17 protein-coding genes and 2 pseudogenes (1 of these 19 running past the window's edge) are annotated in these 18,063 nt (G+C 64.9%); 12 read left to right on the top strand and 7 right to left on the bottom strand.

Annotated elements, in window-relative coordinates:
• Together C2U47_RS14285 and C2U47_RS14280 are read right to left on the bottom strand one after the other, a co-directional pair.
• Positions 1-422: the 5' end (the start) of an NAD(P)H-dependent flavin oxidoreductase gene (locus C2U47_RS14285; protein ID WP_043155325.1), read on the bottom strand. The gene continues 625 nt to the left of window position 1, outside the view; only the first 422 of its 1,047 coding nucleotides appear in the window; it begins with the start codon at positions 420-422; its stop codon lies off the left edge, out of view.
• A gap of 203 nt (positions 423-625) precedes the next feature.
• Positions 626-1,267, bottom strand: coding sequence for a ribonuclease T2 family protein (locus tag C2U47_RS14280; RefSeq protein WP_043155327.1), 642 nt, complete (start codon positions 1,265-1,267; stop codon positions 626-628).
• A gap of 221 nt (positions 1,268-1,488) precedes the next feature.
• Here C2U47_RS14280 and C2U47_RS14275 point away from each other — a divergent pair, with 221 nt between their 5' ends.
• From C2U47_RS14275 to C2U47_RS14265, 3 genes are all read left to right on the top strand, one after another.
• Positions 1,489-2,049 carry a gamma carbonic anhydrase family protein gene (locus C2U47_RS14275; protein ID WP_010672952.1) on the top strand — a complete coding sequence of 187 codons (561 nt, stop codon included), beginning with the start codon at positions 1,489-1,491 and terminating at the stop codon, positions 2,047-2,049.
• A gap of 146 nt (positions 2,050-2,195) precedes the next feature.
• A complete protein-coding gene (locus C2U47_RS14270) occupies positions 2,196-2,489 on the top strand; it encodes a hypothetical protein (RefSeq protein ID WP_041214573.1) in 294 nt (97 codons plus the stop codon).
• 1 nt (position 2,490) lies between these two features.
• A complete protein-coding gene (locus tag C2U47_RS14265) occupies positions 2,491-2,901 on the top strand; it encodes a DUF6515 family protein (protein WP_043155330.1) in 411 nt (136 codons plus the stop codon).
• Between the two features lie 89 nt (positions 2,902-2,990).
• Here C2U47_RS14265 and C2U47_RS14260 read toward each other — a convergent pair whose 3' ends face one another.
• Both C2U47_RS14260 and C2U47_RS14255 read right to left on the bottom strand, forming a co-directional pair.
• Positions 2,991-4,310: a HAMP domain-containing sensor histidine kinase gene (locus C2U47_RS14260; protein WP_202608037.1), complete on the bottom strand. Its 1,320-nt coding sequence runs from the start codon at positions 4,308-4,310 to the stop codon at positions 2,991-2,993.
• A gap of 14 nt (positions 4,311-4,324) precedes the next feature.
• The gene (locus C2U47_RS14255) at positions 4,325-5,005 is read right to left on the bottom strand and encodes a response regulator transcription factor (RefSeq protein ID WP_010672948.1); all 681 of its coding nucleotides are present in this window, start codon (positions 5,003-5,005) and stop codon (positions 4,325-4,327) included.
• A 148-nt stretch (positions 5,006-5,153) separates the two neighbouring features.
• Between C2U47_RS14255 and C2U47_RS14250 the strand changes: the two genes are divergently transcribed.
• Together C2U47_RS14250 and C2U47_RS14245 are read left to right on the top strand one after the other, a co-directional pair.
• Entirely contained in the window at positions 5,154-6,314 is a 1,161-nt protein-coding gene (locus C2U47_RS14250; RefSeq protein WP_045523451.1) for an efflux RND transporter periplasmic adaptor subunit, read from the top strand.
• A 2-nt stretch (positions 6,315-6,316) separates the two neighbouring features.
• A complete protein-coding gene (locus C2U47_RS14245) occupies positions 6,317-8,266 on the top strand; it encodes a MacB family efflux pump subunit (protein WP_045523449.1) in 1,950 nt (649 codons plus the stop codon).
• A gap of 224 nt (positions 8,267-8,490) precedes the next feature.
• Here the strand turns inward: C2U47_RS14245 and C2U47_RS14240 are convergent, their stop codons facing one another.
• Together C2U47_RS14240 and C2U47_RS14235 are read right to left on the bottom strand one after the other, a co-directional pair.
• The gene (locus tag C2U47_RS14240; protein WP_049637032.1) at positions 8,491-10,386 is read right to left on the bottom strand and encodes a PhoX family protein; all 1,896 of its coding nucleotides are present in this window, start codon (positions 10,384-10,386) and stop codon (positions 8,491-8,493) included.
• 265 nt (positions 10,387-10,651) lie between these two features.
• Positions 10,652-11,560, bottom strand: coding sequence for an SAM hydrolase/SAM-dependent halogenase family protein (locus tag C2U47_RS14235; protein ID WP_039041304.1), 909 nt, complete (start codon positions 11,558-11,560; stop codon positions 10,652-10,654).
• 150 nt (positions 11,561-11,710) lie between these two features.
• Between C2U47_RS14235 and C2U47_RS14230 the strand changes: the two genes are divergently transcribed.
• The gene (locus C2U47_RS14230) at positions 11,711-12,172 is read left to right on the top strand and encodes a hypothetical protein (RefSeq protein ID WP_045523445.1); all 462 of its coding nucleotides are present in this window, start codon (positions 11,711-11,713) and stop codon (positions 12,170-12,172) included.
• Between the two features lie 7 nt (positions 12,173-12,179).
• On the opposite strand, the pseudogene C2U47_RS23630 reads toward C2U47_RS14230, so the two are convergent.
• Positions 12,180-13,405 (bottom strand): annotated as a pseudogene (locus C2U47_RS23630) (MFS transporter).
• 246 nt (positions 13,406-13,651) lie between these two features.
• Here C2U47_RS23630 and C2U47_RS14220 point away from each other — a divergent pair.
• The 6 genes and pseudogenes from C2U47_RS14220 to C2U47_RS14200 all read left to right on the top strand — a co-directional run bounded on the left by C2U47_RS14220 (position 13,652) and on the right by C2U47_RS14200 (position 18,034).
• Entirely contained in the window at positions 13,652-14,608 is a 957-nt protein-coding gene (locus C2U47_RS14220) for a LysR family transcriptional regulator (protein ID WP_103261704.1), read from the top strand.
• A gap of 39 nt (positions 14,609-14,647) precedes the next feature.
• Positions 14,648-15,319, top strand: coding sequence for a CsgG/HfaB family protein (locus C2U47_RS14215; RefSeq protein ID WP_045523438.1), 672 nt, complete (start codon positions 14,648-14,650; stop codon positions 15,317-15,319).
• 11 nt (positions 15,320-15,330) lie between these two features.
• Positions 15,331-15,690, top strand: a complete 360-nt coding sequence (locus C2U47_RS14210) for a DUF4810 domain-containing protein (protein ID WP_080944194.1) — start codon at positions 15,331-15,333, stop codon at positions 15,688-15,690.
• Positions 15,687-16,115, top strand: a pseudogene (locus tag C2U47_RS14205) (GNA1162 family protein); the annotation flags it as partial. The gene C2U47_RS14210 and the pseudogene C2U47_RS14205, both read left to right, overlap by 4 nt.
• A gap of 71 nt (positions 16,116-16,186) precedes the next feature.
• Positions 16,187-16,339 carry a GNA1162 family protein gene (locus C2U47_RS23325; RefSeq protein WP_233735896.1) on the top strand — a complete coding sequence of 51 codons (153 nt, stop codon included), beginning with the start codon at positions 16,187-16,189 and terminating at the stop codon, positions 16,337-16,339.
• Positions 16,340-16,558: 219 nt separating this feature from the next.
• Positions 16,559-18,034, top strand: a complete 1,476-nt coding sequence (locus C2U47_RS14200; RefSeq protein ID WP_069784919.1) for a GGDEF domain-containing protein — start codon at positions 16,559-16,561, stop codon at positions 18,032-18,034.
• Positions 18,035-18,063 lie beyond the last annotated feature (29 nt).

Genomic DNA, 18,063 nt, shown 5'->3' with positions numbered 1-18,063 from the left:
TGGGCAAGCAATTCGGGCTCGGGCAAGCCGAAGTGGAAACTGACCACGGCAGGTCTGAACTCTGCAAGCAGGGCCGCATGCTCGTCATTGAAGGGGGCCCGAGAGGGGGCTCGCGACGGCGCAGCGGCATCCACCCCGAACTCGGCGTAATAGGGTAACAGTACCTGGCGCCAGCGCTGCTCCGCTGCTGGTTCCGGCTCCTGCTGCCGATGGCAAAAGAAGTTGATGTTGTATGGGCCCGGCCCGCTGGCGGCGAGGCGACTCAGCTCCTTGCGCAGATCGGCACCACTCAGCATGGCGGCAGGCAGGGAGCCCAGTGCCCCCGCACTGGTCGCCGCCATCGCCAGGGCGCTGTCCTGCACGCCCGCCATGGGGGCCTGAATGACGGGATAGCGCATCCCCAGTTCAGCAAAGAGCGTCATATGATGGTTTCCTGTTTCTGATGGTGAGTCTGCCTGTGCGCCAGAGGCGGGTTGAGTCGGCATAGCGCACCTGACGTGCTGACACGTCGTCTGGCCATATCGCCTGTCCAGTTCCCGGCCAGACATCCTGTCTTCGCTTTCATCCATCAGGCTCCTTGAGGTTCATGGCACATCGGGCCCGCGAAGGGCCCGAACGTGAAGTGTCAACGCACGCTGCGCAGCAGGAAGTCCGGCTGGCCACAGGAGCGGCGCTCCCGCTTCTGCATCTCGTCGGAGCAGGGAACAGCATCCGTCCCCTGCTTGTTGATGCAGATGTAGATCTCCCGCAGGAAGCGGCCCCCATCAGCGCAGGCCACCGTGATGTTATCGGGGGCCAGCCACTCGTTGGCGCTCGACAGATCGGCCTTGAGCTGGAAGCTGTTTTTGCGCAGCGGCTCTTCCGGCGATTGATAGGCGGCCGGGATCTTCACCTTCTGGCGCAGATCGCTGGCCAATTGGTGAAATGCCTCCTGGCTCAGCCCGGAACAGGTGCCGTGCTTCTCCCATTCATGGCGATAGAGGAAGCGGCTGGGGTAGAGCCCGGCAAACTGCTGCTCCATATCCGCATCCAACCGCTCGCGGGTGCAGCTGGCGGGGTAGCCGCGCTGATACTGGGGCCAGAGCCCATGCAGCACGAACCCCAGCTTGCGGGCGCACTGCTCCCGATCCCCTGGCTTGATGGCGCAATGCTCGGGCGACCAGGAGAGTGCCATGGCGTAATAGTCAAACTCCCCCGCATGGCCCTTGCCCTGGGCGGCGGAGATCCACAACAGCGACCCCACCAGCCATACCATGACCTGCTTCATCTCTCGTTCCCCCTCATCTCTTTGCACCCGGTGGCGCCCCATTTTGCGCCCTCATGCTCCCATAACAGGGAGTCAAAGAACAATCGCTCAAAATGGCCTTACTCACTGTGGGTCAGACCAGTAAAAGGTTTCCCCTGCCGGATCAGAGGCGTAAGCTGGCTCTCCGGCGGGCCTTCATGACGCGCCACGTTTCCCCGATTTCATCAGCAACAGGACGTAACATGATCCGCAAGAATCCCTCAGGTCACCTGCCCGTTATCGACGAATCCGCCTATATCGACAAGACCGCCATCATCTGTGGCAAGGTGATCATCAAGGAGAACGTGTTTGTCGGCCCCTATGCCGTGATCCGCGCAGACGAAGTGGACGAGAGTGGTGACATGGAACCCATCGTCATCGGCGCCAACTCCAACATTCAGGATGGCGTCGTCATCCACTCCAAATCCGGCGCTGCCGTCACCATCGGCGAGTTCAGCTCCATCGCCCACCGCAGCATCGTCCACGGCCCCTGCGAAGTGGGTAACCGGGTCTTCATCGGCTTCAACAGCGTGTTGTTCAACTGCCACATCGGCGAAGGGTCCGTGGTGCGCCACAACTCCGTGGTCGATGGCTGCGATATTCCCCCCGGCTTCTATGTCCCCTCCACCACCCGCATCAACCAGCAGAGCGATCTGGCGCAGATCCCGCGCGTCACCGTGGACGCCACCGAGTTCTCCGAGGATGTGGCTCACACCAATATCGACCTGGTCAGGGGTTACAAGGCGCTCTCCAACGAGTTTTGATCCGGCGAGCGGTTCACGACACACAACGGGCGCCACGGCGCCCGTTGTCACAACTGTAAAGAGGGCGAAAAGAGGGTGTAAAGGTGGTTGAGCCGGGCGCACGCGTCGCGTTTGATGGGGGCGTTCCCATCAATGGAGTCATCATCATGTCACGCTATCCTGTCGCCCTTGCCCTTCTGCTGGGCACCACGCTCCTTCATGCCGGCGAGATGCCGCCCCCGATGGGCGCCCGCCAGGGAGGCCCCATGACACCGCCCCCCTCAGTGCTCTATCACGCCAGCAAGCAGGGTGCGGATCCCCAGGTCCTGGTCCAGGCGCTGTCCAAAAACATTGATGCCGCCAAGCCGGATACCCGCTATGAGGTCACGGTCAGCGTGCGCGAACTGCCGCCCCAGCCACTCAAACCCCAGCCCGCCGGTGCACCGCTCAAGGGGCAGTGAGATGAGTCTGCACCGCCCTTCACTCTGGCTGCTTGCCATGGCCATCGCCCTGCCCGCCATGGCGGGTCCGGGGAACATGAGCAGACCGGGCGGATGGGAGAGCCCTGCCCCGCAGTACGGCCATGGGGCTGGTCCCGGCTTCGGCCACCGCGTCGACCGGCTGCCGGGAGGGGTGGAAACCTTGCTGCTGGCCGGGCTCACCTACTATGTGCTCGACGGCATCTTCTACCGTCGGCAGGAGAACCACTATGTGGTGGTCTCCCCACCTCCTCAGGTCCTGGTGGTGGCAGAGACAGGGCTCATCCCCCTGGATCTGGATGGCCGCCGCTATTACGTCAGGGAGGGTCACTACTACCTGCGAGAAATAGACGGGCGCTACACCGAGGTGCCGCCGCCAGCGGCGCTGCGCTGAATCGCACGGTGGAACAGATACGAGCAGGGGGCCTTGGCCCCCTCTTTCATTACCGGGGTTTTACCCCACTCAGGTCTGAGCCGCGTACCTCAGGACGGGTCATACAGGGGCAGCGTCATGGTCACTCTCAGCCCCCCCTGTGCGCGATTGCGCGCCTGGATGGTACCGCCCTGTAGAATCACCGCCTTGCGGGCGATGGCGAGCCCGAGCCCGTAGCCCTTGCCCATGCGGGGTGAGCCGATGCGTACGAAGGGGTCGAAGATCCCCGCCAGCTTCCCCTCCTCCACCCCGGGCCCCCGATCGGCGATGGAGAGCTGCACCTCCTGGCCCAGGCGCAGCACGCGAACATTCACCATCTGGCCCGACTGCGAGAAACGCAGGGCGTTGCGCACCACGTTCTCCACGGCGCGGCGCACCAGCTCGGCATGCCCCAGCAGGAGACAACCCTCCCCCAGCGCCGCCTCGAGCCCTATCTCGACTCCGGATTGCTGGGCTTCGAACCTGGCATCCTGGACAACCGTCTCCACCAGCGCCAGCAGGTCGTAGTGGCTCTGCTCAAGCCCGTGGCCCTGCTCGGCACGGGAGAGGGTCAGCAGCTCCCCTATCATCCTGTCCATCCGCTCCGTCTCGAGCCGGATCCGCGCCAGGGCGTCGCTCGCCTTCTCTGGGCGCTGCTCCGCCAGGCCGATGGCCATCTGGATGCGGGCCAGGGGGGATCGCAGTTCGTGGGAGACGTCGTGAAGCAGTTGCTCGCGCCCCTCGACCAACTGCTGCAACCGCTCCACCATGAGATCGAACTCCTTCGCCACCTCCGTCAGCTCGTCCCGGCGCCAGCGCAGAGCGGGCCAGAGTCTGACCCCCAGATCCCCCCTGGCTACCCGATCGAAGCTGCGCCGCAGGGCGTTCATGGGCCGGGTCAGGTGCCAGGCGAACAGAATGCTGAACAAGAGTCCCCCCAGGCCGCCAATCCAGAGCATGGGCGGAGGAATGTTGAGCCAGGAGAGGGGGCCGGGGGCCGGCCCGCCGGGGAGGACGCGCGGGTCCGCTCTGGTCTGCAGCAGATAGGTCTGCCCGTCGCTGGCAATCACGGTGCGTGTCAGCACGCTGCCCGGGCCAGGTTCCCCGGAGGCTGTCAACCTGGATGCCCGGGGCGCTGGCCGGGGAGGCGCATCGGAGACATCGAGGAGTGTTATCTGCAGCAACGGCGGCGACATGGCCTGGCTCAATGCCGTCGCAGCCTCGATTCCCCCCTTTGCCAGCACGGCTGCCGCCATCTCCAGATGCTGGCTCGCCAACTGCTGGGCCAGGTGCTCTTCCGGGGGGTCACGCTCGGCACGAAAACCGAGCCAGAGCAGTTGGCTGACCAGCACGATGGCCAGCCAAAACCCCAGCAGAATCTTCCAGAACAAACGTCCCTTGAGGATCACCGTATCTTGTACCCTATGCTGCGCACCGTCTCTATGGTGACGGCCTCCCCCGCTTTTTGCTGCAGTTTCTGCCTCAGGTTGCAGATGTGCACATCGACGCTGCGATCATAGGCCTCCCTCGGGCGCCCTACCCCTTGCAGGGAGAGGGTGTCCTTGGTGACCACCTGCTCCGGTGCTCGCACCAGCAACACCAGCATGTTGAACTCGGTGGCGGTCAGCTCCAGCGGCTCCCCCTGCCAGAGACAGACCCGGTTGGCCGGGGTGACCGTCAGATCCCCCAGGATGAGGGCATCCGGCGAGGGGGTTGCGCTCCCCCCCTCGTTGACCCGCCGCAGAACGGCCCGCAGCCGGGCCACCAGCTCCCTGGGGTAGCAGGGTTTGGGCACATAGTCATCGGCCCCCATCTCCAGTCCCACCACTCGATCCACGTTGTCCCCCTTGGCGGTCAGCATGATGATCGGCAGGCGGCTGCGCTGGCGCACCTGGCGCAGCACCTCGGTGCCGCTCAAGTCGGGCAGCATCACATCCAGCAGCAGGGCGCTGTAACGGCCGGAGAGGGCATGGTGAACACCTTCCCCTCCGGTCAGCACCTGGGTGGTATCAAACCCCTCTCCCCCCAGGTATTCACTCAACATGGCGCCCAGTTCGGCATCGTCATCCACCAGCAGGATCTTCATATGCGGTCTCCCTTGTCGGCGGCCATTTTCGCCGCTTGCCACGCACTTGGCAGCCATTTTTACGAAACCCTTACGCTTGGCGCAAAGAGCCTTAACCCGGCTCTGGGGTAGAGTGCCGCCGTGATCGTCATTCAGGATACAGGTTGTCATGCCCACGTTCTCCCCTCGTCTCTTCTGGCTGCTGCCCCTGTGCGCCCTCGCCCTGTTGCTGGCCTGGCGCCCCCAGGCCAAGGCACCCGCCAGCGACTACATCACCGCCAGCGCAAAGACCCGGGATCTGGAGCAGCTCATCATGGCGGACGGCACCCTGAAGGCGCGCAAGCAGGTGAGCGTGGGCGCCCAGGTGTCGGGCCAGATCAAGAAACTGCACGTGACTCTGGGGCAGGAGGTCAAACAGGGGGAGCTGCTGGTCGAGATAGACGATCTGCCCCAGCAGAACGCCCTCAAGGATGCCCTGGCCCAGCGCGACAACCTCCAGGCCCAGCTGGATTCCAAAGAGGCCACCCTTCGCAATGCTCGCCTCGCATACCAGCGCCAGCAGCAGATCGTCGCAAGAGGCCTTGGCAGCACGGCCGACCATGACAGCGCCAAGGCGACCCTGGACGAGACCCTGGCCGATATCCGGGCCCTCAACGCCCAGCGGGTGCAGGCCGAGATCGCGGTGGACACAGCCCGGGTCAACCTGGGGTATACCCGGATCCTGGCCCCCCTCTCCGGTACCGTGGTGGCCATGCCGGTGGAGGAGGGGCAGACCCTCAACGCCAGCCAGAGCACCCCTACCCTGCTCAAGATTGCCCAGCTCGACACCATGACGGTGGAGGCCAGGATCTCCGAGGCCGACGTCATCAACGTCCGGGTCGGCATGCCGGTCTATTTCACCATTCTTGGCAACAGCCAGCGCCGCTTCGAGGGATCCCTGCGGGCCATCGAGCCCGCCCCCGACACCATCAATGACGACGACACCACCACCAGCAGCAGCGACAGCAGCGCCATCTATTATCACGGCCTGTTCGAGGTGCCCAACCAGGACGGTCAGCTCAGGATCAGCATGACGGCCCAGGTCTATCTGGTGGTCGCCCGGCTCAAAGATGCGCTGGTGATCCCGGCCATCGCCCTGCAGGGGGATCAGGTCAGGGTGATCGACGACGGAGGCCGGATCAGCCTGCGCCGGGTCAAGGTCGGCCTGAACAACAAGGTGGATGCCCAGATCCTGTCGGGCCTGAGCGCCGGTGAGCGGGTCATCGTCAGCGAAGTGAGCGCAGGCCAGAGCAACGCCGCCGGGGGCATGCCGCCCCCCATGGGGATGTGACCATGGGCGCCTTGTTGCAACTGCGGGGCATCCGCCGCCACTTCAAAGAGGGTGAGCGCACCGTCACCGTGCTCGATGGCATCGATCTGGCGATCGCCCGTGGAGAGATGGTGGCCATCGTCGGCGCTTCGGGCTCCGGCAAATCCACCCTGATGAACCTGCTGGGCTGCCTGGATCAGCCGAGCGAGGGGGCCTATCTGGTGGCCGGGCGCGACACTGCCACCCTCAGCCGGGACGAGCTCGCCGCCCTGCGCCGGGAGCACTTCGGCTTCATTTTCCAGCGTTATCACCTGCTGGCGGATCTCGATGCCCGCACCAATGTGGAAGTGCCCGCCCTCTACGCCGGTCTGGATCCGGCCGAGCGACGCCAGCGGGCCGAGGCCCTGCTGACCCGCTTCGGCCTCGCCAGCCGGCTCGAACACAAGCCAAGCCAGCTCTCCGGCGGCCAGCAGCAGCGGGTCAGCATCGCCCGGGCCCTCATCAACGGCGGCGAGGTGATCCTGGCCGACGAGCCGACCGGGGCCCTCGACAGCCAGAGCGGCGCCGAGGTGATGGCGAGCCTTCAAGCTCTGCATCGCCAGGGCCACACCCTGGTGATCGTCACCCACGACATGGACATCGCCCGCCACGCCGAGCGGATCATCGAACTGAAAGATGGCCGGGTGATCGCCGATCGCCGCACGCGCGAGCCACAGGCCCTTCCCCAGGCGACCCAGGCCGCCACCAAGACGTCCGCCAGGGGGAAGACCCCGCGGATGGCGGGGCTCGGGAATGCCCTGCAGATGGCCCTCAAGGCCATGGTTGCCCAGCGTCTGCGCACCTTTCTCACCATGCTCGGCATCATCATAGGTATCGCCTCGGTGGTGACCGTGGTGGCCCTCGGCCAGGGCTCCCGGGAGCGGGTGCTGGAGAACATCAACGCCATGGGCACCAGCACCCTGGAGGTGTTCCCCGGCCGCGGCTTCGGGGACATGCGCTCCGCTACCATACAGACGTTGCGGATCGGGGACGCCGAGGCCATCGCCCGGCTGGACTACGTGCACAGCGTCACCCCCAGCCTCAGCACCAGCGCCACCCTGCGCCTTGGCAGCACCGCCGTCTCCGGCACCATCAACGGCGTCGGCGCCCAGTTCTTCCAGGTCAGGGGCTATCGCCTGGCCCAGGGCATGGGCTTTGATCGCCAGAGCGAGGAGAGCCTGGCCCAGGAGGTGGTGATCGACGAGCACACCCGGGACAAGCTGTTCGCCCCGACCCAGTCCCCCCTGGGCCAGGTGATCCTGCTGGGGGATCTGCCCTGCCGGGTGATCGGGGTCGCCATCAAGAACCAGAGCGGCTTTGGCAGCGACGAGACCCTCAACGTCTGGATCCCTCATACCACCGCCATGAGCCGCCTGCTGGGGCAGAGCCATCTGCGCAGCATCAGTGTGCGGGTGCGGGACGAGGTGAGCCTGGACGCCGCCCAGGATGGCATCAGCCGCCTGCTCACCCTGCGCCACGGCAGCCAGGACTTCTTCCTGCTCAACACCGACAGCATCCGCCAGACCATCAGCCAGACCAGCGCCACCCTGACCACGCTGATCGCTCTCATCGCCCTCATTTCCCTGATCGTCGGGGGCATAGGGGTGATGAACATCATGCTGGTCTCGGTCACCGAGCGCACCCGGGAGATAGGGGTGCGGATGGCGGTCGGCGCCCGGACCCGGGATATCCAGCAGCAGTTCCTCATTGAAGCCGTGCTGATCTGCCTGCTGGGGGGCGTGCTCGGCATCGCCCTCTCCCTGGTGCTGGGCCAACTGTTCGACCACTTCAGCAGCGGCGTCCGGATGAGCTACTCCCTTGCCGCCATGGGGGTGGCCTGCCTTTGCGCCAGCCTGATCGGGGTAATATTCGGCTTCGCCCCGGCCCGCCGGGCCGCCAGGCTGGATCCCATCCACGCACTGGAGCGCGAATAGCCCGCATTGACGCCGGGGTGACGCCACTCACCCCGACACCGGATCGGGGGCCGATGCCCGGCCCCGCCACCAAGCCTGAACGCCCGCACTTCTTCCCTGAATGCGCGGGTTCTTTGACCGGGTCCCGTACCCGGTCTTTTTTTGTCTCCCGCCCGCCACACCCACAAAAAAAGCCGCCCGAAGGCGGCTTTTGTCATCACGGGCCAGTCGGTTACCCCGGGCCATCAGGCGCCGATGATGCCGCCATCGTCCCGGGTGATCCGCAACACAGCGGAGCGGGGAATGGCGGTGCCGCCGTCCGGGAAATGGGAGGGCGCCCCCTCCTCACCCGGGTGCTGCACCCCGACGAACAGAGTGCGCCAGTCAGGCGTGAAGGTGAGGCCCGTTATTTCGCAGGCCACAGGGCCGGTCAGGAAGCGGCGCACCTCGCCGCTCGCGGGATCGGCGCACAGCATCTGGTTGTTGCCCATGCCGGCAAACTGCTTCTCGTTGGAGTAGTCGCCGTCGGTCTGGATCCAGAGCCGCCCCGCCTCGTCGAAGCCGATGCCGTCCGGGCTGTTGAACATGTTGTCCGGATGGATGTTGGCACTGCCCGCCATCAGCCCCTCCTTGTGCACGCCAGGGTTGCCCGCCAGCAGGAAGAGATCCCACTCGAAGCTGTCGCTCCCGTGAGCGTCCCCCATCGGGCGCCAGCGGATGATCTGGCCATAGGGGTTCTCGGCCCTGGGGTTGGCGCCATCGAGAGGTTGGTTCTCCTTGAGGCCGCGGTTCTTGTTGTTGGTCAGGGTGCAGTAGACCTCGGCCCTGTGGGGATGCACGGCCACCCACTCGGGCCTGTCCATGGTGGTGGCACCGAGCCGGGTCGCCGCTTCCCGGGCGAAGATGAGCACCTCCCCCTGATCGGCGAAGCCGTTCTCCCGGGTCAGACCATGCTCGCCGTGTACCAGGGGCAGCCACTGGCCGGTGCCCTTGAGCTCCCCCTCCCTCGCCTCGAAGCGGGCCACATAGAGGGTGCCCTCGTCCAGCAGATCCCGGTTGGCGGGGTCATTGCCCGGCGCCACCTTGTTCTTCGAGACGAAGCGGTAGATGTGCTCCCCCCGCTCGTCATCGCCGAGGTAGACCACGGCGCGGCCATCCTGGTTGACGGTGAAGGCCGCATTCTCATGCTTGAAGCGGCCAAGGGCGGTACGCTTCTTCGGGGTGGAGGCGGGATCGCGGGGATCGATTTCCACCACCCAGCCGAAGCGGTGCGGCTCCTGGGGATGCTTCGCGAGATCGAACCGCTCGTCAAATTTGTGCCAGCCAAAGCCTGCATCCTCGGCGGCCAGGCCGTAGCGGGCGGCGCGCTGGTCCAGCACCGGCTTGCCCTCGCTGCCGAAGTAGCCGTTGAAGTTCTCCTCGCAGGTGAGGTAGGTCCCCCAGGGGGTCTGGCCATTGGCGCAGTTGTTGAAGGTGCCAAGGGCGGTGCGCCCCTCGGGATCGGCCTGGGTCTTGAGCAGGGCATGGCCCGCCGCCGGGCCGCTCAATGTCATGGGGGTCGTGGCGGTGATACGGCGGTTGAGGGCCCCCCTGGGGTTGGCCTGCCACTTGCCATCGATGCGCACCAGCTCCACCAGGGAAACCCCGTGGGCCGCCTGGGCCTTGGCGACAGCCTCTGCACTGAGGGTCTTGCCACCATCTTCAAACAGGTATTCGTAGTTGGTGTATTCGTTGTTGACGGCGAGCAGGGCGCGATCCGGGCCCAGGGAGAAGAAGCTCATGCCGTCGTTGTTGTCGCCAAACTGGCGTGCCTGGGCCTTGGCGTCATTGCCCTGGGCAAAGGCGGGGGCATCGGGGAAGAGGGCATCTCCCCAGGCGATCAGCACCTCGGCCTTGTAGCCGGTCGGCACCACTATGGTGTCGGCCACCGAGGCGGGCACGGCCTGGAAGCCAAGCAGCGGCCGGGTGGCGGCGGCCACGGCCTGGGCCACGGGGCTCGCGGCGAAGAAGGCCACCATGCTGGCGGCGCCCACCCCTTTGAGGAAGCCACGGCGGCTCAGGACCGCCTCGATGAGGCGGTTGAACGCCGGCTCCTGATCGCGGGGGTGGTTGGCACTGTCTCTCTCGTCAAAACGGCTCATCGGCTTTTCCTTGTTATCTCGGCGCAATCATTGCGTCATCACGGCGTCCGGCCACAGCATGGCAGCGCTTTATTAAACGAGGATGACAAATGATGAGATAACTGGCTGGCCCGGCAAGACGCCACCGCCAAAGAGAAGGGGCGGTGGACAGGAGTCCCACCGCCCCGAAAGACATGTCGCCGACAGAAGGGTTGAACCCTATCCGCACTTCTTCAGACTGCTATGCCCGTTTGTACCGGAAGCACCCGCTGACAGCTGGCAGCCTCTAGCCGCACTTCTTCAGGCTGATATGCCAGTTGGCGCCGGATTGCACCTGATGTTTGGCGGCGAAGCTGTCCATGTTAAGCGCCACCGACACCTGCAACAGGCTGTTGAGGTAGACCAGGGGCTGGCCCTCCGGCACATCGCCAAAGCTGCTGACGTAGGGAGCCTTGCCCTCGTATTTCAGCGCATCCCCTTCGCTGATCCTGATGCAGGCGTTGTCCCCCTTGTGGATACCCGCCTTGGTCAGCAGGCTGTCGTCGATATTGGTCCAGACGTTGCCGTACTGCACGTCCAGGATCGGAATGGTGCCCTTGAGGGTACCGTCTTGCTCGGCCACCGCGGGCTGATAGGGGATGGTCACCACCTCGGCGGGCAGCAGGGGCCCCACCTGCTCGAAGCTGATGGCACCGGAGGCGAGGCGCGCGCCGGTGTAGGCGTAGACGTCGCGGCCGTGGAAGGTGTAGGACTTCTCGGAGCCCTTGAGGCGGTTGGTCTTCTCGTCTATCTGGCGCACCGCCTCGATGCCGAAGTGCTCCGCCACCAGGGTCAGGGTGCCGTTGTCCGGGCTGACGATGTAGTGGCCGCTCCTGGTCTTGAGTACCACCGACTTGCGTTCGGTGCCGACACCGGGGTCCACCACGCTGACGAAGACGGTGCCCGCGGGCCAGTATTGCAGGGTCTGATAGAGGCGGTAGGAGGCTTCCCAGATGTTGTAGGCCGGGATCTCGTGGGTCAGGTCATGGAGCGGCAGGGTGCGGTCCACCCCGAAGGCGACCCCCTTCATGGCCGAGACGGCGCCATCCTTGAGACCGAAGTCGGTCTGGAACACCAGGGCCTCGTTGGCAAGGGCACTAGCCCCCACCAGAGAGAGGGCGAGCACGAGGGCGCGGGGGACGATACGAATATCCATGTCAGGGCTCCTTTAAAGACGTTTGGACGTCCAGATTGCCACTCATGGGAATCTATGCAACCCCTGATGCCCGAATGGGGGGCGAAATGACTCGCCAATCCGCCCCGTGCGGGTGTATCCATGGGGCATCCAACGCCGGGAGCACACCAGATGACCAGAGAGCATCACGACACCATTTTGCTGAGCCTGGGCAATACCCGAAGCCAGGTCGCGCTCACCGCGGCCGATGGCACCAGCCAGACATTTGCATTGACACTGGGGCTCGATGCTCTGACCCCGGGGCCCTTTCGCCGGGATCCGCCGACGCCCCTGGAGCTTGAGCAGGCCATCATGGTGGTGGAGGATGTGCTGATGCCCCTCGCGGCACGGATCCCGCCCCACCCCGTGCTGCACCTGCAAAGCCCGGAGCCCCTGGCCGAGGTGCTCGGCAACCGGGTGCAGAGCCGGGAAAACATAGAGCGGTTGTTCGGCCAGCTTGCCGCCATGGTGGAGGGGGATCCCCTGGCATCGGCTCAGTTGCCGAGGGAGAAGCGCATCGCCGCCGCCCTGCTGATCCTGCGGGAGTGGATGCACCACCTGGATGCCGGGAGCGTCGTCCTGGTCGATGGGTGATGCCTTGTCACACAGCGGGTTCGAAGCGCCGCCGAGACACCGCCCAGGCCAGCCCCAGGCTTGTCAGGGTGCTGCCGACGAAGAGCAGATCCAGCGCGACGCCAAGACCGGCCCCGTCGCTCACCCAGCCCAGCAACACGGGTACCCAGTTCGCCACATAGGCGATCACATAGAAGAGGGAGAGCAGCCGCGCGTGGCTGGCCGGGGGCGCGATGCGATTGATCAGGGTTGCACTGCCCACGAACACGGCCCCCTGGGCATAGCCCGCCACCAGCAGCCCGAGTCCCGCCAGCCAGCTGGGCAGGCCGTGAACGGCCCCGGCAAAGAGCAGCACGCACAGCGCCAGGGTCAGCACGCCACTTTGCAGGGTATGGCGGGCATCGAGGCGACGGGCCCAGAGCTGGCAAAGCCCGGAGAAGACCAGATAGGCCGCGACGAGATAGCCGAACAGCCCCAGATCCGTCATGCCCAGCATCTCGCTCACCACCTTGGGACCCATGGCCAGCAAGCTGGCCGCCACCGCCCAGGCGGTGAAGAGCGCCAGAGCGCAGAGGAAGAACCCGGCCCCCGTGGCCCTGAGCCCCTCCCCCAGGGATCCGCCCCCCTGCCCGCTCGGGGCGGCCTCCGTCGCCCTCACCCCTTTGGGCCAGCTCAACACCAGCCCCCGATGGCGCAGGCCGCCATCCCCAGGATCAGCAAAAACGGCAGCGTGGTCGGGTAGAGATCCTGCTGCAGCGCCAGCCCGCTGAACACGGGGCCAAGGGCCAGCCCGGCGGTGAAAGACAATGTGGCGCTAAGCGCCGCCCGCTTGCCCCCATCCCTGGGGCCAAAACGCAGCAGCGCCACATTGGCGGCGCCGGTCAGGCTGCCCGTGCCAATCCCGGCCAGCAGCCGCGCCAGCAAAAGGGCCCAGAAGCTGTCGGCCAGGGAGAAGAGTAGGGCCCCGCCCCCGACCGCCACCAGGGCAGGCAGGATCAGGGTGCGCAGATCCGCCACTCGTCCTGCCAGGTTGCCCACCCCGAACAAGGCGATGAGCACGCCCCCCGCATAGCCGCCATAGATGAGGCTGAGGCCGAGATCGCTCAGAGCCAGCGCCGCCTGGTAATGGGGATAGAGCGGGGTAGGCACGCTGCTGTTGAGCAGGGCCGACATCAGGGCGAGGGAGAGAAACCAGCGTAGACGAGGATGGACAACCTGACCTGGCTCGCAAGCCGGGACGCTTGAGACAGACATGGACACTCCAGTGGCAGACGAATGAAACCGCAATCGGGAGCGACATCATAGCGATCCCGCCCACTCCGGACTGCGGCAGTTCTGCATCACGCCGACTCAATCCTGCATCACGTCGGGGTGGCACGCGCCCTTGGCCGGGGAGCCGCAGGCACGCACCGGACCCGGTCTATCCCCTTGTGCTGCCATCCCCGCTGGCATCTAATATTGCGGCGCCAATCGGGCGTTCTGCTTGAGTGAGGAGCAAGCATGATCAACTGGGACGATGCCCGCTTCTTCCTGGCCCTGGCACGGCGGGGCAGTCTGCGGCAGGCCGGACTCGAGCTCGGGGTGGATCAGGCCACCGTCGGGCGGCGGATCACCCTGCTCGAGCAGCAGCTGGGGGCCAAGCTGTTTATCCGCACCCCAAGACACTATCGCCCCAGCCCTCTGGGGGAAGCGCTGCTGCCCCAGGCCGAGGCCATGGCGCAGGCGGCCCTGGCCATGATGCGCACCGCGAGCTTGGGGGAGCTGGAAGGGGAGCTTTGCATCGCCACCACGGATACCCTGGCCCAGGGCTTCGTGCTGCCCGCGTTCACCCTGCTGCGCCAGCGCCACCCCGGTATCCGCCTCAAGTTGCTGACCGCCGTCAGCGTGAGCGACATCCCCAATCAGGAGGCGGATCTCGCCATTCGCAGCGTGCGTCCCGAGCAGGGAGATCTCGTGGTCAAACGGCTCGCCACCATCAAGATGGGGCTCTACGCCTCTCCCGACTACCTGGCCAGACGGGGCACGCCCCGTTCGGGTCAGGCACTGCAAGAGCACGACCTGCTGCTCTTTCCCAAAGAGCTGGTGGCCCGTCACTGGCTGAGTCTGTGCGGCGAACCGCTCCACGAACCCAACGTGGTCCTGCAGAGCAATGCCCAGCTGGTGCTGATGGCCGCCGCCCGGCAGGGGCTCGGCATCGCCCTGCTCTCCACCTTCCTCGCCGAGGAGGATCCCGCCCTGGTGCGCCTGCTGCCTGACCAGCACGATCCCATCGACATCTGGATGGTGCTGCACCCGGATGTGCAGAAGACGGGCCGCATGCGCGCCCTGGTGGCAGCCCTGGAGGAGGTGTTCCAGCCCCTGCAGCAGACCCAGCCCTCCGCCCCCCTGTCAAACGCACAGGGATTGAGCGGGTATGCCCCCCATACGGGGCACTTTCTTCGCAACGAACCATGTTAGAGTCCGCCGCTGTTTTTTCCTTTGATAACGGGGCCTTACATGAAGAAGTTTGTTGTTTCATCCAGTGTCATCCTGATGGCGGGCTTGCTGACAGCCTGTGCGAGCGAGTCGTCGCGCACCCTGGAGGTACCCAAGGTTGCCTCCTATCAGAGCCACTATCAGGGCGCACGCAGCCCCATCGCCGTCGGCAAGTTCGACAACCGTTCCAGCTACATGCGTGGCATCTTCTCCGACGGCGTGGACCGGCTGGGCAACCAGGCGAAAACCGTGCTGCTCACCCACCTGCAGCAGACCGGCCGCTTCAGCGTGCTGGATCGCGACAACATGGCGGAGATCCAGGCCGAAGCCGGGATCAAGCAACAGGCTCAGCAACTCAAGGGCGCCGACTACGTGGTCACCGGCGACGTCACCGAGTTTGGTCGCAAGGAAGTCGGTGATCATCAGCTGTTTGGCATCCTGGGTCGTGGCAAGTCACAGATCGCCTATGCCAAGGTCAACCTGAACATCGTCAACGTCACCACCTCGGAAGTGGTCTTCTCTTCCCAGGGTGCCGGGGAGTACGAACTCTCCAACCGCGAGATCGTCGGCTTCGGCGGCACCGCCAGCTACGACTCCACCCTGAACGGCAAGGTGCTGGATCTCGCCATCCGCGAGGCCGTCAACAATCTGGTGAACGGCATCGAGACCGGTGCCTGGCGCCCGGTCCAATGAGGAGAGACGAGATGACGCGGTTCCGTCCTTCCCTGTTGCTGGTCAGCGGCCTGCTGCTGAGCGCCTGCGCCCAGGGGCCGCAGACGCTCTACAACTGGGATCAATATCAGGGAGTGGTTTACCAGCACATGCAGGGTGACGACACCGGGGTCGAAGCGCAGATCGATGCACTGGAGAAAAACCAGCAAGAAGCGAGCGCCAAGGGGCAGGCTGTGCCACCGGGCTTTCACGCTCACCTCGGCATGCTGTACGCCCAGCTCGGCAAGGATGCCCAGACTCGCGAGCAGTTCGAAACCGAGAAGCGCCTCTTCCCCGAATCGGCCCCCTTCATGAACTTCCTGATGTCCAACAAGAAGGGAGAGACCCAATGACCCTGCGCACCCTCCTTGCCCTCACGCTGGGCGCCCTCCTCCTGGGCGGCTGTGCACAGGGCCCCGGTTACGACTACAGCAACTTCAAGGAGAGCAGACCGACCTCCATTCTGGTGCTGCCGCCGGTGAATCACTCGCCGGACATCAAGGCGGGCCCCAGCCTGCAATCCCAGATCACCTATCCGCTCGCCGAGTCCGGCTATTACGTGCTGCCGGTAGCGGTCACCAACGAGACGTTCCGGCAGAACGGCGTGACCGAGCCCGCCGACATCCAGGCGCTGCCCATCAAGAAGCTCCACGAGATCTACGGAGCCGATACCGCCCTCTACCTCGACATCAAGGAGTACGGCACCAGCTATCTGGTCATCTCCAGCGAGACAGTGGTCACCGCCAGTGCCCGCCTGGTGGATCTGCGCACCGGCAAGCTGCTGTGGGAAGGCAGTGCCAGCGCCAGCAGTGCCGAGCAGCAGGGCAATTCGGGGGCGGCCTCATCGGCATGCTGGTGGTGGCGGTGGTCAATCAGATTGCCAACACCCTTACCGACAAGGGTCATGAAATCGCCGGTATCACCAGCGTCAGGCTGCTCAGTGCCGACATGCCCAACGGCATCCTCCATGGCCCCCGCTCGCCGAAATACCAGGCTCGCTAAGGCGCCCGTCACAGTCCACACAAGAGGGCGCCATGCCCTCTTGTTTCAGTCGCCACCCCTTTCCCCTGCCTGACATCGAATGACGCCTCATCGTCTATCTTTTTGATATTGTTGGCTCATTCTTGCGCATGCCGGGTGACGACCCACCAACTTCATCTGGTGATGCCCGGCAAAATCAGTTACAAAAAAGGCCTCTGTCACCACGGAAGCGTTCACGCCATGGCCGCCTCACTGCTGCGTTTCCTCCCCCGTCGATGGCTCACCCGGCTTGGCTGGCTCTGCCTGGCCCTGATGGGGCTCGGATTGGTGTGCAACTACACCTACTTCGTCATCAGGCACGACATGGCGCTCATCACCGCCAAGCAGCCCAACCTGTTCGAGGTGTTCTATCAGCGGGCTCGCATCCTGGCGCCAGAGAAACTGGCCGCCTTCATCGACAACAGCAGCATCAAGATGCCCATCTTCAGCGAGAACGGGGATGCGACGGCCTATGCCTATGGCTATGATCTCCCCACCCTGAAGCGCCTGGCGGTCATTCCCGTGTTGCCCCCGGCCAACCAGATGCTCCTCGCCTACCTGTACGTCATCTCCAACCCCGAGGTCCTCAACCTCTACGCCTTCTATGACGATCGCCGCCTGCTTGGCATGGTCGCCAACAAGGGGATGCTGCCGAGCCAGCTGCTCCCGGTCAACACCGACCTCAATGACATCGAGCCCTGGACCCACTTTTTCGGTTGCGCCTTTTTCGCGGCCACCCATGTCCCCTGCAGCACGGATGAAGCCTGGGTATCCGAGATCTACACCGACACCTTCACCGGACTGAATACCATCACCCTCTACTTCCCCTTCGTCTATTACGAGCCCGCCATCAAGGACTACCGCTATGAGCTCAAGGGCATCGACATCGCCGTCGACCGGGCGTTCAAGGATGTGCTGCACCCCTTCGAGAGCCTCAATCCGACCCGGACCGTCCTCTCCTTTGAAGAGGTCGAGCCCTGCCGCCCGTTCCACCTCTGCCTGAGCACGCCGCTGATGCGCACTCAGGCAGGCAATGATCTCTACCTCAAGTGGTCATACAGTTACGGCGGTTTCATCCGGTCCGTGCTCTACGGGGCGGCCTTCAAGCTCTATCTCATCGCCCTGCTGCTGATCATGCTGACGGGGCGCAGCCTGGTTACCCGTCTGCGCATCCTGGCCCAGACCGACCACCTGACCCGGCTGCCACGCCGTGACATCCTCAATCAGGCGCTGCTGCGGGAGCACGACTACCTGATGATCCTCGACATCGACAACTTCAAGTCCGTCAACGACACCCATGGTCACGGGGTGGGTGACCTGGCGCTCGTCGCCTTCGCCAATCACCTCAAGACCAATATCCGCAAGGGCGATGTCGCCATTCGCTGGGGCGGGGAAGAGTTCATCGTGCTGTTCAAGGGGATGGACGATGACAACATGATGCATCACTCCGCCGCCCGCCTGCTGGAGCGGCCATTGCGCATCCCCGAGCTGCCCGCCCCCATCACCTTCTCCGCCGGAGTAACCCGCATTCGCGATTACCTGACGGTGGCCGAGGCGGTGCAACTGGCCGACGACCTGCTCTATCACGTCAAGCAGCACGGCAAGCGCAATATCGCCTATTACCAGGGGCAAACCATCCGCCTTGTCCGCGATCCGGGTGACAATTCAGCCCCCTGAGCGCCCCGGCTTCTGCCGCTCCCCTGCTA

It is taken from the genome of Aeromonas sp. ASNIH7 (genome assembly GCF_002903485.1).
Classification (GTDB): domain Bacteria; phylum Pseudomonadota; class Gammaproteobacteria; order Enterobacterales; family Aeromonadaceae; genus Aeromonas; species Aeromonas caviae.
Note: the sequence above shows the minus strand (reverse complement) of the source record. Positions and strands in the feature narration are given on the sequence as shown.

Excerpts from the sequence above, each read along its gene's own strand:
- C2U47_RS14280 (WP_043155327.1), bottom strand. The coding sequence starts at position 1,267 with ATGAAGCAGGTCATGGTATGGCTGGTGGGGTCGCTGTTGTGGATCTCC.
- C2U47_RS14275 (WP_010672952.1), top strand. The coding sequence starts at position 1,489 with ATGATCCGCAAGAATCCCTCAGGTCACCTGCCCGTTATCGACGAATCC.
- C2U47_RS14270 (WP_041214573.1), top strand. The coding sequence starts at position 2,196 with ATGTCACGCTATCCTGTCGCCCTTGCCCTTCTGCTGGGCACCACGCTC.
- C2U47_RS14265 (WP_043155330.1), top strand. The coding sequence starts at position 2,491 with ATGAGTCTGCACCGCCCTTCACTCTGGCTGCTTGCCATGGCCATCGCC.
- C2U47_RS14255 (WP_010672948.1), bottom strand. The coding sequence starts at position 5,005 with ATGAAGATCCTGCTGGTGGATGACGATGCCGAACTGGGCGCCATGTTG.
- C2U47_RS14250 (WP_045523451.1), top strand. The coding sequence starts at position 5,154 with ATGCCCACGTTCTCCCCTCGTCTCTTCTGGCTGCTGCCCCTGTGCGCC.
- C2U47_RS14245 (WP_045523449.1), top strand. The coding sequence starts at position 6,317 with ATGGGCGCCTTGTTGCAACTGCGGGGCATCCGCCGCCACTTCAAAGAG.
- C2U47_RS14240 (WP_049637032.1), bottom strand. The coding sequence starts at position 10,386 with ATGAGCCGTTTTGACGAGAGAGACAGTGCCAACCACCCCCGCGATCAG.
- C2U47_RS14235 (WP_039041304.1), bottom strand. The coding sequence starts at position 11,560 with ATGGATATTCGTATCGTCCCCCGCGCCCTCGTGCTCGCCCTCTCTCTG.
- C2U47_RS14230 (WP_045523445.1), top strand. The coding sequence starts at position 11,711 with ATGACCAGAGAGCATCACGACACCATTTTGCTGAGCCTGGGCAATACC.
- C2U47_RS14220 (WP_103261704.1), top strand. The coding sequence starts at position 13,652 with ATGATCAACTGGGACGATGCCCGCTTCTTCCTGGCCCTGGCACGGCGG.
- C2U47_RS14215 (WP_045523438.1), top strand. The coding sequence starts at position 14,648 with ATGAAGAAGTTTGTTGTTTCATCCAGTGTCATCCTGATGGCGGGCTTG.
- C2U47_RS14210 (WP_080944194.1), top strand. The coding sequence starts at position 15,331 with ATGACGCGGTTCCGTCCTTCCCTGTTGCTGGTCAGCGGCCTGCTGCTG.
- C2U47_RS23325 (WP_233735896.1), top strand. The coding sequence starts at position 16,187 with ATGCTGGTGGTGGCGGTGGTCAATCAGATTGCCAACACCCTTACCGAC.
- C2U47_RS14200 (WP_069784919.1), top strand. The coding sequence starts at position 16,559 with ATGGCCGCCTCACTGCTGCGTTTCCTCCCCCGTCGATGGCTCACCCGG.